The organism is Alteromonas sp. 4NH20-0056, assembly GCF_057539655.1.
This window is the reverse complement of record NZ_BAAJLS010000010.1, coordinates 112,654-126,372: the sequence shown is the minus strand read 5'-3', so window position 1 is coordinate 126,372 and position 13,719 is coordinate 112,654. Positions and strand designations below refer to the sequence as shown.

The following is a 13,719-nucleotide window of genomic DNA, read 5'->3' as shown; positions in this document are numbered from 1 at the left end:
TTTTTTTGGCAAAAGAATAGGGGCTAATGCACAAATACCGGGCCACCCGATAAACCCCATATAAGTACTGAGCCTGTCATTAATATTACCAGTAATACCAAGCCGCAGGTGACTACCGAACTTGAGTAAATGAAGCCCTTGTCTTCATGCATGTGCATAAGAATTGGTACGCCTGAATACAGAAGGTAGACAGAATATGACATACCCACTAATAGCGCTGTCATAAGTACCCATAGCTCGGGATAAAGCCCTGCAAACCCAACCATGAATAAGGGCGTTGCAGTATATGCGGCCAACTCTAAAGACTGTGTGTAGGTAGGCGTGGCGTCGAATGCCTTTGCTAACTCATGCACGAGAACGGCAAGCCCAACCACACCGGCAATTAACCCAAAATACATGCCTATGGCCATAATGGTCGCGCTGCTCTCGCTTAGGCGAATAACGTCGCCCGCACCAATGCTCCAGCCGGTATGCGCACTTGAATAATAAGCTACGATAGAGGGAATAAGTGCGATAACCGCAATGTGACTTAACGCATAAAAATAGGTTTCATGTTTAGTATCAATATCCTGCCATTCTTCACGAGGATGCGTATAAATACCGATGAGATGGTTTAAGATCATAGCTGTTCCGCCTTTTAACCTACGTACTTATTATTATAGTCAGAAATTGAAATTCTGAATTTGTTAACATAATGTTTACAAATTCAGTCTGCTACAGGAGTGAAGGCGCGTCAATGAATATTTGTATAAAAATCGATCTTTGTGATTGTTTTTTAAGCTGAATCGCCTTTGAAAGCGAGAAAGGCAATGGCAGCGCTAGGTTGCGCTGCACAACTACATGGGCGTAAGGTTCTTATGCTGCTTCAGGGGCACCTGAGTGAAACCTAAATAATGCATCTGGGGTTTCAATTAACGACCGTTCTACCTCGCCAAAGTGCTCGACTCTGTCGTTAATATCGTCTTTTGATATTTGTGCCGCAAGCGCTAGGTAGTCTTCAAAGTGTCTTGCTTCTGAGCGCAGTAGTGAAATATAAAACGCGCCTAATTCGCTCGATACATGTGGCGCTAACTTCGCAAAACGTTCACACGAGCGGGCCTCAATATAGGCTCCACAAATTAGCTTATCGACAAGTTTCTCTGGTTCGTAGGTGCGAACATGGCGAAGCAAACCATTGGCGTAGCGGCTAGAAGTTACTGATTTATAGTCAAAGCCTAGCGTATGCATAATTTCTAGCACTTGATAAAAATGATGAAGCTCTTCTTTAATCAGCATGACCATTTTATTGAGCATGTCTTTTTTAACATCGTCTAAACCGTCAACATTAAAAATACTTTTAGACAGGTTTTTCGTGTTGAGCGATTGCCAGTCACCCTCATGACGATAAGTAAACGCTTCGTAGGGTTCCAGCCATCCCAATAGCACGTTGCTAGTTTCTTTATCCGCAACGTAACGGCGCAGTAAGTACATAGCACTCTGCGCGGCCTTCAGCTCACAAATAAGGTGATCGGTAAGCAAAATACGTAAATTTTCTGGTTTTTTAGCTTCGTCTAGCCATGCCTGTGGGGTTTCACAGTGCAGAAATTGGTTAACGGGTGACAGCAGGGCGGTCACTTCAGACATAGAAATACCAGACATGAATAATACTCTTGAATAAAACCGAACAATTTAGGGCGCCAAGGTACGACGCAAGCGTTAATAACGCAGCAAAAGATACGTGCAACGTACCTTTTCTCAGGCCGGCAATACTACCGAACGGGCTTCTTGCATACAAGCGACAATAGCGCTTTAGTAGCAAGGCTAACGGTAGTTTAATGAAGTAACCCAGGTAGCTACCGCAACATAAGCAGCATACTAAGCCATGAGCCATAGAATTAGGCTATATAATTGCTTACACTCGTTACATGAATTATTTTGCCCACCTTTATTTTGCACAGCCGACCGTCCCGTCTCATATCGGCAATCTATTAGGAGATTTCCGTAAAGGCGTCGACGTTGCTAGCTTATGCCCCGAAACGAAGCGAGCCCTTGATAATCATTACGTGGTAGACCGTTTTACCGACAGCCATGAAGATATCAAAGCTGCCAAAGCATTATTCTCAGGGCATACAAAACGGTTTGCTCCGGTGGCTATCGACATGCTGTTTGACCATTTTTTAATACGTCACTGGTCATTATTTTCGTCACGCAGTTTTCATTTGCACTGCGAAAAAACGTATAAGCGACTTGAGGCAGGCTTGCCCTTAATGCCCAGTAGAATGTCAAAAACGGTATCGCATATGGTTAAGTACGATTGGTTCAGCGATTACGCTAAGTTAGACAATATGCTAGATGCCATCGTGATGGTGACAAAACGTATAAAGTTTGAAAACCGATTTGCTGACTGTGTGGATGATATTACATGTCATCATGATGCACTTAATCACCATTTTTTATCCTTCTTCCCGCAACTCATTGACCATATGCGTGAACATAGTTGTGAGAAATAAGCATGAGCATGCCCAGAACCGTTTTTAGTCGACGGGCAGGGCAAGTTCATCGCGGCTTCTATTATTCGTTGTCTAAGAACAGCGTATAGTGAAGTGGACGACAATTCATTGTGTATTGGCTACATTCAATACAGAGATAAGACGACAATAAAAGATGATGCCACTATGATAGCGAAAACCATGACCAAACCGCTGGCTTACCTTTCTATGCTAGTGATGTTCTTTAGCGTAACCGCCGCTCATGCGAATGAGCATGGCAGAGCCATAGATATAGATGCTAGTGTGATCACAGAGCATGAAACTAAAATTCTAGGGAAACGAGTAAAATACAAAGCGACAACAGGCACGCAACCAGTATGGAATGATAAAGGCGACGCAGTGGCCTCATTGTTTTATACCTACTATCAACGTACAGATGTTAAAAATAATGCATCGCGCCCTTTGATCATGTCATTTAACGGCGGCCCCGGTTCAGCATCGGTATGGATGCACGTGGCTTATACTGGCCCACGTATTCTAAATATTGATGATGAAGGGTATCCAGTGCAGCCTTATGGCGTGCAGACTAACCCTTATTCGGTGTTAGATGTGGCTGATATCGTCTTTGTTAATCCTGTAAATACGGGCTATAGCCGTGTGCTTGAAGATAGTGAAGGTAACCTGCCTTCTAAAGAAAGCCAAAAGCAGATGTTTTTTGGCGTAAACGCAGACATTAAATATCTGGCTGAATGGTTAAATACGTTTGTTACTCGTCACAATCGCTGGCGTTCACCTAAGTATCTCATTGGTGAGAGCTATGGCACAACCCGCGTGTCGGGGCTTGCGCTTGAGCTTCAAAATAGCCAGTGGATGTATTTGAATGGCGTAATTTTGGTGTCGCCTACCGATATAGGTATTGAACGTGATGGCCCGGTAAAAGCGGCGAACCGTTTACCGTATTTTGCTGCCGCAGCGTGGTATCACAATAAGCTAGATGCTGAGTTACAAAGTAAAGACTTAGAAGCGCTTTTACCTGAAGTTGAAGACTTCACCATCAACGAACTTATTCCAGCCCTCGCAAAAGGCGGCTTTGTATCGCCTGAAGAGAAACGTATTGTACTGGCTAAAATGGCGCGTTACTCAGGGTTGTCAGAGCAAGATATTGCACAGAATAACCTTGATGTGAGTACGATGTTTTTCTGGAAAGCACTGCTTCGCGATGAAGGAAAAACATTAGGTAGATTGGACAGTCGGTATTTGGGTATTGATTTGAAACAGTCGGGCGACCGACCTGATTACTGGGCAGAATTAACCTCGTGGCTGCACTCGTTCACGCCCGCCATTAACTACTACCTGCGTGAAGAGTTAAACTACAAAACCGATATGAAGTACAACATGTTCGGCCCTGTGCACCCTTGGGACAGAAGCAATAATAAATCAGGGGAAAACCTTCGGTTAGCAATGGCACAAAACCCGTATTTGAATGTGATGGTACAAGCGGGCTATTACGACGGTGCGACCAATTATTTTGATGCCAAATACACTATGTGGCAGCTAGACAATAGCGGCAGAATGCGTGACCGTTTAAGCTTTAAAGGGTACAGAAGCGGGCATATGATGTATTTACGTCGTGACGACCTTAAACAGTCAAACCAAGACCTTAGAGAGTTTATTGAAGCGTCTACGCCTGATGAAGGTGTGCCAGCGCAATATAAAAGGTAGTAATGCAGTTAGGCGCATTGTCAAAGACGGTGCGTTATTACAATAAAAAAAGGTGCACATAATCGTGCACCTTTTTTGTTTGCAGTGTTTTATTGAATTTGGAGGTTAGTTTTTCTCTACCGCTGAAATGTTTGAAGCTTCTGCGCCCTCTGATGCTTCTTTGGGCGAGGGCATAGGCTGCGAACGCATTACATTGCTATTACCCGTCAATAAATCTTCCAACGTACCGTTTTCGCTATTCACCAGGCCAACTTCTCTTAACATAGAGTCTACCAACGGCGCATTGGCGCGATAACTTAGCGCAGCCTGTGTTACCTGGTCGGCAAGCCCGCCGGATGACAGTGTTTGCCCGTTGCCCGATGATGAACCGGTTCCACTGCCATACCCCTGCAGAATTTTTATGCCCTCAATATTTTCAAGTGGCTTAACGGCTTGCGCCACCAATTCTGGCAATATTTTAAGCATTGCCAATGATTTTTGCAGGTCAATTTGTTCGTTTTTAAGCATGTTTTCAGCTTCGTAAAGCGCTTGTTTACCCGCAGCTTCAACGGCTAATACTTTTTCATCGGCCTCTGCTTGCAGCATTTTAGCGTCGGCCGTTGCTTTTGATTCGGTGAGAATAGCTTCAGCCGTATTCTTCGCCGCTTCTCGTTTTGCTTCTGCTTCAACGGTAATACTTACGGCTTCTCGTTCTGCTTCTTTACGTGCATCAATCACTTCGATTTGTTTCTTACGTTCGGCTTCTGCTACCGAGCGAGCAGTAAGTACCGCTTCTTCTTTTTCTACTTTTTGTTTTTCCGCTTCAGCGGCTTTGGCACGCGCCGCAGACTCTTCTTCGGACTTCGTGGCAACAGCAATCTGCTTAATTTGCTCCGACACTTCAACTTCTTGTTGCTGGCGAATGCGAGCTTGTTCAAGCGCCTGGCGTTTTGCAATTTCTTGTGTTTCTATTTCTCTCGACTTCTCAATTTCAGCCGCTTCAATAGCACGGTTTTTAGCAATTTCAGCCTCTCGCTCTTCACGTTCTTTCATTTCGCGTTGCTTAGCAATTTCCGCTTTTTGTTCTTGGCGTTTAAATGCCAGTACCTGCTCTTGGGTTAAGCGCGCTTCCTCTTCATCACGTTTAACATCAAGCGATTGCTTCTCTGCGGCTAAGTTGCGTTGTTCAATAAGAATACGGTTTTCTTGTTGAATATCGTTGGTTTCTTTTTTCTTTTCTTCGATAATTTTTGCTAAGCGAGCACGACCTTCAGCATCAAACGCATTGTTCTCATTAAAGAACTCTAAATCGGTTTGGTCAAAGCCAGTTAAGCTAACAGACTCAAGCTCTAGCCCGTTCTTTTCAAGGTCGTTTGCCACGCTTTGTTGCACCTTTTGAACGAAATCGGCACGTTGCTCGTGCATTTCGGTCATGGTCATTTCGGCAGCGACGGCGCGTAATACGTCGACAAACTTAGACTCCATCAGCTTTTTAACTTCTTCAGCACGGGTAGTACGCGTGCCGAGCGTTTGAGCAGCCATTGAAATGCCGTCTGAATTGGGCGCTACACGAAGGTAGAAATCGGCTTTCACATCAACACGCATTCTGTCTTTCGTGATCAGCGCATCTTTTTGCGTTTTTTCTACTTCAATACGAAGCGTATTCATATTTACCGGAATAATTTCGTGCATCACCGGCAGTACAATTGCGCCCCCGTCTTTTATGACCTTTTCTCCGCCCAAACCGGTACGTACAAACGCGGTTTCTTTTGTTGCGCGTGTATACAGTTTGGCAAATATCAGGCCTATCGTTATGAGGGTAACAATGACAATACCGGCAAGAAATAATATCGACGGTAAATTTGAAGGTTGAATAGTATCCATACGTTTATATCTCTACTTATTGATAGCGGGTCGCTAACCAGCTGTGCTGGCCTTTTTTAACGAGAATAACGGCCTCTCCTTGTTTGAAAAGTACGCTATCTTCGATGGGTTCAACCAGCACATAGTGCGGCTGAGAAAAACGGTCTGTGAATTTAGCTTCTGCTGGGTTGTTTTTAGACGCATTGCCAATGGTGATAGTGGCGACTGCACCAACAAAGTCGTCGTTAGCTTGGGCGCTAGTTTGTATGCTCGGCAATAGGCTTGCGATAGCCAGCGCGGTTTTAGACGTTGTAAATAACGCTAAAACGCTTGCGATAGCGACCGACACAAAAATAGGTAATGTGATACTTAACAGGCTGCCGGTTATACCGTTTAACAAAAATCCAAGGGCGCAAAACCACGACAGGAATACGATAAACCAAATCAAAAACGGGACTTTATTAATACTTAGCCAGCTGGCAAATTCAGAACCCATTAACCCGTCTGAGGTGAGGTCGCCCGCATCATCGCTTAGGCCAAGTAAACTGATCCCAAAGAGCATACTGACAACTTCAAGTAGACATACAAAAAGCACAGCTGAAAGCGCAATGCTAAACCAAAAATTTGAAGGGGAGAGGAGAACATCAAACATTTTCACCATCCGTGATGCAGTTCATAACCGCTTATATTTATATCACAGGAAAAAATTTAAGCTAGTAAATACGGTTCAATGTTTCACCGCGCTTTACCGGAGAATGCGCTTCTATTGATACCACTACTATTCGAACGTTCTGCTTTGTAAGTCGACCTGCTGCTCAGTGACTTTCAACACACTGCCTTGGTCGTACCAATCACCGAGAACAATGCGCGTGGCGGGTTTATCGTTTGCTACCAACGCGTGTATGTCTGGCCTGTGAGTATGGCCGTGTATCATGCGCTGCACATTGTGATGCTCAAGTGCGTTAACAACTTCTTGCGGTGTAACATCCATTATTTCAGGCTTAAGCGCGGCTTGATTTGCTTTACTTTCGGCACGACCGTTCCGGGCCACTCTGCGTCGATACCATAGCGGTAACGCTAACATAAGCCTAGGCCACCACCATCCGCGCGACTTCTTTCGAAATTGCTGGTAGGCCACGTCTTTGGTACACAGTTCATCACCATGGGTAAGCAGTGTCGGGGTGCCGTACACGTCAACAACTGTTTGCTCTTTTAGCAAGGTCATGCCCGCCTTGTTAAGCCATTTTTCACGTATGGCGAAATCTCTGTTGCCGTGCATAAAATAAACGGGGCAGTGTTCACTGGCTGCCTTAAAAACGTTGGCGATATCGGTGTTGAAGGGGGTGACATCATCGTCTCCAATCCATACTTCAAATAAATCGCCTAACACGTATAGCGCGTCGGCGCCTTTCGCTTCGTAGTCTAAAAAGGTTTTTAAACATGCTGTAATATCGGGGCGGTCTGCACTTAAATGTAAGTCTGCGATGAAGTAGGTATAAGACATAGTTGGCTTACTAAAAAAGGTGGGAGAAGGGCGCTAGCGACAAGCATAGCGCCTTTGCGTATCGATTAAGCCATTTCTGCTTTTTCGATGATCACTGATTCAACCGGTACGTCTTGATGGAAACCGTTGTTGCCGGTTTGAACCGCTTTGATTTTATCAACCACGTCCATACCTTCTACCACTTTACCAAATGCACAATATCCCCAGCCATTTACTGACTCGCTAGTATGGTTAAGGAACGTGTTGTCGCCTACGTTGATAAAGAATTGTGCGGTTGCTGAATGTGGGTCTTGCGTACGCGCCATAGCAATAGTACCAACTTCATTAGCCACGCCATTATTAGCTTCGTTTTCAATCGTCGCTTTGGTGTCTTTTTGTTCCATGTCTGCTGTGAAGCCGCCGCCTTGGATCATAAAACCATTGATTACGCGGTGAAAAATGGTGTCGTTATAAAAACCGTCTTCAACATATGAAACAAAGTTCGCAACGGTTTTTGGCGCTTTGTCTTCAAAAAGTTCTAGTGTGATATCACCAAAATTCGTTGTTAATTTAACCTGCATGATGTGTCCTTAATGTATTCAAAAGATTGTGCGCCAATGGTAGCGCAAAAGCTGAGATTGTGGAAATTATCCTATGTTTTACGTCATGGTTCCAAAGTGGTTTACATCATGGTGAAATTAGCATGCAAAGGCTTACCATTTGCCAGCGGACAATGCTAAACTTTGCGGCCAAATTAATTCGAAGGAAAATACGATATGCTACATCTTTACAATACCCGAACCCGTGAAAAAGCGAAGTTTGTGCCGCTTGAAGAAGGGAAAGTGGGCTTGTATGTGTGTGGTATAACGGTTTACGACCTAAGTCATATGGGCCACGCCCGTACGTATTTGAGCTTCGATGTACTCGTGCGTTATCTTCGCCACCTGGGTTTAGACGTAAAGTACGTAAGAAATATTACCGACATTGACGACAAAATTATTGCTCGTGCAAATGAAAACGGTGAAAGTTTTGAAGCACTTACGGCACGTACCATTGGTATGATGCACGAAGACTTTGCTGCGATTAACTTGCTTGAGCCCGACGTTGAGCCTACCGTTAGCGGTCATATGGACGAGATTATCGCCATTATCGAACGTCTTATTGAAAAAGGCGTGGCATATCAGGCTGCAAGCGGCGATGTATTGTTTGATGTCAGTAAATTCCCAGAGTACGGCAAACTGAGTAAGCAAGATTTAGAACAGCTTAATGCGGGGGCCCGTGTAGAAGTGGCTGCGGGTAAAGACGATCCGTTAGACTTTGTATTGTGGAAGTCGACAAAACCTGGTGAGCCTGCATGGGCATCGCCGTGGGGTGAAGGCCGTCCGGGTTGGCATATTGAATGTTCAGCCATGAACTACAAGCATTTAGGCGCACATTTTGACATTCACGGTGGCGGTTCAGACCTTATTTTTCCGCACCATGAGAACGAAGTGGCACAGTCATGCTGCGCATACGATACCCAGTATGTAAACGTATGGATGCATACGGGGATGGTGCAAGTTAACGATGAAAAAATGTCGAAATCGCTCGGCAACTTTTTCACCCTGCGTGAAGTGTTAAAAGAGCACGACTCTGAAACATTACGTTTCTTTTTAATGTCGGCGCATTACCGCAGTCAGTTGAGCTATTCGCAAGACAACATTACACAAGCGAAAGCGGCGCTAGAGCGTTTATATACCGCTTTGCGTGATGTGAAAATTGATACTGACACGGCGTTAAGTTTTGGTGGTTACCAAGCGCGTTTTGAAGAAGCGATGAACGACGACTTAAATGTTCCAGAGGCGTTTGCTGTGCTGTTCGACGTTGCACGCGAGCTGAATCGCCAAAAAGACAATGCAGAGCAAGCCGGAAAACTTGGTGCAGTGCTGAAGGGGCTTGGTGCTATCTTAGGGATGTTACAAACCGACCCTGATGAATACCTAAAAGGCGGTAGTGACGACGATGAAGTGGCAGAGATTGAAGCGCTGATCAAGCAGCGTAACGATGCAAGAGCCGCTAAAGACTGGGCAGCAGCTGACCAAGCGCGCGACGCACTTACCGCAAAAGGTATTGTGCTAGAAGACGGCGCTGGCGGTACAACCTGGCGTCGTAACTAAGCCCTTAGTTAAATACGGTAAGTATTCTAAGCAAGCGTCAAAAGCCTTGCACTGAACAAATTAACAAAGCCTGCCATCGAGCAGGCTTTTTTGTGTGTTTCCTTCAACAATTCTATGCTAAAGGCTATGCGTATCCTTAAGACAACCTTAAGTTTCGAGTGCTATAATGTGAAAAAATGCAGTAAATCAGAGCACTATGCGAATACTTCTTGTTGAAGACGACAAGCCTTTATCTGACGCACTCTCTCGCTCCCTTCGTGAAGCGAACCATGCTGTTGACTGTGTATTTCGTGGTAAAGATGCACTTAACGCGGTACTTGATGAGCAAACCGACCTGATCATTCTTGATTTAGGGTTACCCGATATAGACGGTTTGGATGTGCTCAAATCGGTGCGCCGAAAGCGAAAATCCATGCCTGTTATCATCTTAACGGCTAGAGATAAAACGACCGATAAAATCTTAGGATTAGATGCCGGGGCTGATGATTACTTGCCTAAGCCTTTTGACATAGAGGAATTACTCGCTCGGTTGAGAGTGATTGAGCGCCGACAAGGTACTGCTGCCACGTCAATAATAGCTATTAATACCGTGTCTCTTGATACACAAACGCTGGACCTTCGTGTAGGAGAAACTACGGTAACGCTGCCGCGACGCGAATTGATGCTGCTGAAGGCACTCATGGAAAATGCTGGGCGTATCCAATCGAAGCAAAAATTAGAGTCACGCTTATATGAGTGGGGGGAGGAAGTCGCGAGCAATACGATTGAAGTGCACATACACCATTTACGCAAAAAGCTCCCTGAAAATTTCATAAAAACAATCCGAGGGGTTGGTTACTCTATCCCTCAGTCAGGAACACAATAATTGCAGTCAATTAGGCGCTTTCTTACCCTTATTTTAGTGAGTGCGTTGATACTCATTATCTTTAATGCTGCTATCCACGGTTACCGTTCTGCAGCGGCGGTTTCTGCAGACCTTATGGATAACGAGCTTAAAAGTGTTTTATATGCGTTAACACTAAGCGAAGGGGAGCCACCGAATAATCCATCGAGTAGCCAGTTGGCCTTTCAAATTTGGCGAAATAACAGACTGATTTCGCATAGCGGCATTACCGAAGATTTGCCTTCTTTAGCAAGTAATGATGGATTTTTTGACCAAAACTTTGGTGGTCAGCGTTGGCGTGTATACAAACAAACAGTAAGCAAAGAGTTGACGATAATAGTGGCACAGCCACTTAAAAACCGTGTTTTACTGACCGAGTCGCTTACGGTAGCGGCCATTATTCCGTTTATCTATGCGGTTCCACTGTTGGCATTGGTCATATTCTTAGTGGTAACAAGAGGGCTGTCTCCCTTAAAAATGCTCTCTACTAAATTAGCGGCGAGAAAGGGCAAAGACCTTTCACCTGTTGCATTAACGTCTACGCCTACTGAATTGCAGCCTGTCATGGATACCCTAAATACAATGTTCAACCGCCTCAACGATGCCTTTGAGCGTGAACAGCAATTTGCATCGAACGCAGCACACGAATTACGTACGCCGCTAAGTGTGATGAAAATTAATCTGCATAACTTGGCAAAGGGTATGACAGAAGAATGTGAGGCGTTAGAGGGCATTCAAAAAGATACCGACAGAATGATACACGTCGTCAATCAAATTTTACTGCTAAGCCGCACGAGCCCTGAGCTGTTTAAAATGCAGCTCGGAAACGTCGATGTTATTGCGGTTGCCCAAAAAGTGATCACCGACCTTTACACTAAAATTGAAAACAAGCAGCAAGAGATTAGTTTAGAGGGCGACAACGTCTTTTTGATGAGTACCGAGTTTACCCTGTATACGCTGTTACAAAACTTGATAGCGAATGCTAGCGCTTATTCCCCTGTAGCTGCAGTGATTCAAGTAACGATTACGCAACTCCATGGGAATACGGTTATCCACGTCGACGATTCTGGCCCGGGTATCGCACTTGAAGAACGCGACAATGTGCTTAAGCGTTTCTATCGCGACCAACAAGAAGATAGGTATAAATCTACGGGAAGCGGCTTAGGGCTTGCCATAGTGGGGCAAGTCGTCACTATGCATAAAGGCACTATTTCGTTAGATACGGCCACTATTGGAGGCTTGCGAGTGCAAGTAACCTTGCCGAACTTGGATAAATACGAGTGACGTTTTTTTCACGGCGTTCCGTTTTTTATTCTCTGCTCTTAATGAATGGCCTTTTCGCTGGTCTTTCGTATGCTGCTTTACCCGAGGTGGTGGTTGAAATTCGAAATCATTTATTTACGCCCCAAACCATTACTATCCCTGCGAACCAAAAAGTACGCCTTGTGTTTATTAATTACGACAGCACACCGGAGGAAATTGACAGTTTTGATTTAAATCGTGAAAAGGTCATTTTTGGAGAAAGTCGTGGTGTTATTTTTGTCGGCCCGTTGCCAGCGGGCGAGTACGGTTTCTTTGGCGAGTACCATCCTAATTCCGCGGTGGGTAAGGTGATCGTCACTGACGACATGTCGTCACCACGTAGCAGTGATAGCAACAACGCGAGCTTACCCCATGATTAATTCTGTCATTCTATTTATTCGTGACACCTTACCCATATTTCTGTTGGTGAGTTTACTGCTGAGCCAATCAGGCATACGCCTTATTCATTTGCTTACTGGTGTGCTAATAGGGTTAATGGTGGCGGGTGGTTTGTACATAAACCTCGCGACGCTATCGGCGTTAGCCGAGGGTGGGGGGCTTGAAATAGTAAAGGCCGTGGTGTTGCTGATAACGCTAATCATATTGTGTTTGCTAATAAGAGACGCGATTGCGTATAACAAAAGCACCTCACGATGGGCGATGTTGTTAGTTGTTGGCATTACCATTACCAACGCCATTCACTTCTTAATCTACTCTTTTGCTTATTGGTCATCAGAGCGTGCAGACATCAGCTTAGCGATGGGAAGCATAATCGGGCTTGGCATTAGTTTAAGTGTCAGTGTTTTACTGCACGCCATAGTCAGCGCAGTGAACAATGCGTATGTGAAATTAAGCTTTCTTTGCGTATTTTGTGCTGGCCAATTTGCCGGTATTACGCTTTTGCTTGAACAAATCGATTACTTAGATGTGACTGAAAGAGTGTGGGATTCTTCTGATTGGGTTGCCGATGATAGCGAATACGGCCATTTAATGAATGTACTGTTCGGTTACGAAGCCACGCCAAGTATCGCATACATAAGCGTTTATTTTATTGCGATAACTGTACCGCTTATTTATGCCCTTTCGATGAAAAGGATAGCGACAGCGCCACACGTTGAGGGGGCGTCATTATGACTTGCAAAAAGACATTGTACGAGAGATTAAACATGAAGTACTGGCTAGCGTTATTCCTAACCGTGCTGCCGCTACGTGTTGCCCTAGCCGATAATTTTGTTGTCGATAAAGTGTATCACCCCTACGTACTGCCATTTGAACGAGAGTTTGAATGGCGCCTTACGTCGCGTCAAAACGATGATGGGAATTTGCTAATGCAACGCATATCTGCCGGACACGCGTTATCAGAACGCTCAATTCTAGAGTTTTACGTAGTGGGCGGCAGAGATGAAAATAATGATTTCTCGGTTGCTTCTTACGAGCTTGAATTGCGCACGATGCTAACAGAGCAGGGGCAATATTGGGCAGATTGGGGTTTGCTTTTCGAGCTTGAAAAACAAAACGATAAGAACGATTGGGAAATAAAAGGCGGTATTTTGACCGAGAAAGAATTCGGTCGTTTCTCACTCACTACTAACGTAACTTTGGTATACGAATGGGGCGAAACCATTGAAAACGAATTTGAAGGAGAGTTTAAAATGAAGTTTCGTTATCGCTGGATCCCTGAAATTCAACCAGCTATCGAACTATATGCTGCGGAAGATTTTATAGGTGTAGGCCCTGCCTTTATGGGGATTCGTCGTTTTGATGGTCAAAAACAGCTTAAATGGGAGCTTGGGTTTATTGCCGGGTTAAATGGCGACAACAAAGACCACACATTGCGTATGGTACTAGAATACGAATTTTAAT

At 44.7% G+C, this 13,719-nt stretch carries 14 protein-coding genes; 8 read left to right on the top strand and 6 right to left on the bottom strand.

Features of this window, described 5'->3' with window-relative positions; genetic code table 11:
* Positions 1-23: 23 nt before the first annotated feature.
* Together AC27EZ_RS15595 and miaE are read right to left on the bottom strand one after the other, a co-directional pair.
* Complete coding sequence (locus AC27EZ_RS15595) at positions 24-623, bottom strand: Yip1 family protein (RefSeq protein ID WP_487136203.1); 600 nt, start codon at positions 621-623, stop codon at positions 24-26.
* A gap of 232 nt (positions 624-855) precedes the next feature.
* Entirely contained in the window at positions 856-1,638 is a 783-nt protein-coding gene (gene miaE, locus AC27EZ_RS15590) for a tRNA isopentenyl-2-thiomethyl-A-37 hydroxylase MiaE (protein WP_487136202.1), read from the bottom strand.
* Between the two features lie 266 nt (positions 1,639-1,904).
* Here miaE and AC27EZ_RS15585 point away from each other — a divergent pair, with 266 nt between their 5' ends.
* The gene (locus tag AC27EZ_RS15585; protein WP_487136201.1) at positions 1,905-2,489 is read left to right on the top strand and encodes an acyl carrier protein phosphodiesterase; all 585 of its coding nucleotides are present in this window, start codon (positions 1,905-1,907) and stop codon (positions 2,487-2,489) included.
* 207 nt (positions 2,490-2,696) lie between these two features.
* Positions 2,697-4,190: a S10 family peptidase gene (locus tag AC27EZ_RS15580; RefSeq protein ID WP_487136224.1), complete on the top strand. Its 1,494-nt coding sequence runs from the start codon at positions 2,697-2,699 to the stop codon at positions 4,188-4,190.
* A 105-nt stretch (positions 4,191-4,295) separates the two neighbouring features.
* Here AC27EZ_RS15580 and AC27EZ_RS15575 read toward each other — a convergent pair whose 3' ends face one another.
* The 4 genes from AC27EZ_RS15575 to AC27EZ_RS15560 all read right to left on the bottom strand — a co-directional run bounded on the left by AC27EZ_RS15575 (position 4,296) and on the right by AC27EZ_RS15560 (position 8,096).
* A complete protein-coding gene (locus tag AC27EZ_RS15575) occupies positions 4,296-6,053 on the bottom strand; it encodes a flotillin family protein (RefSeq protein WP_487136200.1) in 1,758 nt (585 codons plus the stop codon).
* Between the two features lie 16 nt (positions 6,054-6,069).
* A complete protein-coding gene (locus tag AC27EZ_RS15570) occupies positions 6,070-6,684 on the bottom strand; it encodes an OB-fold-containig protein (RefSeq protein ID WP_487136199.1) in 615 nt (204 codons plus the stop codon).
* A gap of 126 nt (positions 6,685-6,810) precedes the next feature.
* On the bottom strand, positions 6,811-7,536 hold the full coding sequence (locus tag AC27EZ_RS15565; protein ID WP_487136198.1) for a UDP-2,3-diacylglucosamine diphosphatase: 726 nt from the start codon (positions 7,534-7,536) through the stop codon (positions 6,811-6,813).
* 65 nt (positions 7,537-7,601) lie between these two features.
* Positions 7,602-8,096, bottom strand: coding sequence for a peptidylprolyl isomerase (locus tag AC27EZ_RS15560; protein WP_487136197.1), 495 nt, complete (start codon positions 8,094-8,096; stop codon positions 7,602-7,604).
* Positions 8,097-8,291: 195 nt separating this feature from the next.
* Between AC27EZ_RS15560 and cysS the strand changes: the two genes are divergently transcribed.
* From cysS to AC27EZ_RS15530, 6 genes are all read left to right on the top strand, one after another.
* The gene (gene cysS, locus AC27EZ_RS15555; RefSeq protein ID WP_487136196.1) at positions 8,292-9,671 is read left to right on the top strand and encodes a cysteine--tRNA ligase; all 1,380 of its coding nucleotides are present in this window, start codon (positions 8,292-8,294) and stop codon (positions 9,669-9,671) included.
* A 196-nt stretch (positions 9,672-9,867) separates the two neighbouring features.
* Positions 9,868-10,536 carry a response regulator transcription factor gene (locus AC27EZ_RS15550; protein WP_487136195.1) on the top strand — a complete coding sequence of 223 codons (669 nt, stop codon included), beginning with the start codon at positions 9,868-9,870 and terminating at the stop codon, positions 10,534-10,536.
* Positions 10,537-11,838 carry an ATP-binding protein gene (locus AC27EZ_RS15545; protein WP_487136194.1) on the top strand — a complete coding sequence of 434 codons (1,302 nt, stop codon included), beginning with the start codon at positions 10,537-10,539 and terminating at the stop codon, positions 11,836-11,838.
* Positions 11,835-12,236 (top strand): cupredoxin domain-containing protein, encoded by a 402-nt coding sequence (locus tag AC27EZ_RS15540; protein ID WP_487136193.1) that lies wholly within the window; start codon positions 11,835-11,837, stop codon positions 12,234-12,236. Before AC27EZ_RS15545 ends, AC27EZ_RS15540 begins: the two co-directional genes overlap by 4 nt.
* Complete coding sequence (locus AC27EZ_RS15535; RefSeq protein ID WP_487136192.1) at positions 12,229-12,990, top strand: FTR1 family protein; 762 nt, start codon at positions 12,229-12,231, stop codon at positions 12,988-12,990. The genes AC27EZ_RS15540 and AC27EZ_RS15535 overlap by 8 nt, the downstream gene beginning before the upstream one ends.
* A gap of 32 nt (positions 12,991-13,022) precedes the next feature.
* Positions 13,023-13,718 (top strand): hypothetical protein, encoded by a 696-nt coding sequence (locus AC27EZ_RS15530; protein ID WP_487136191.1) that lies wholly within the window; start codon positions 13,023-13,025, stop codon positions 13,716-13,718.
* Position 13,719: the final 1 nt, after the last annotated feature.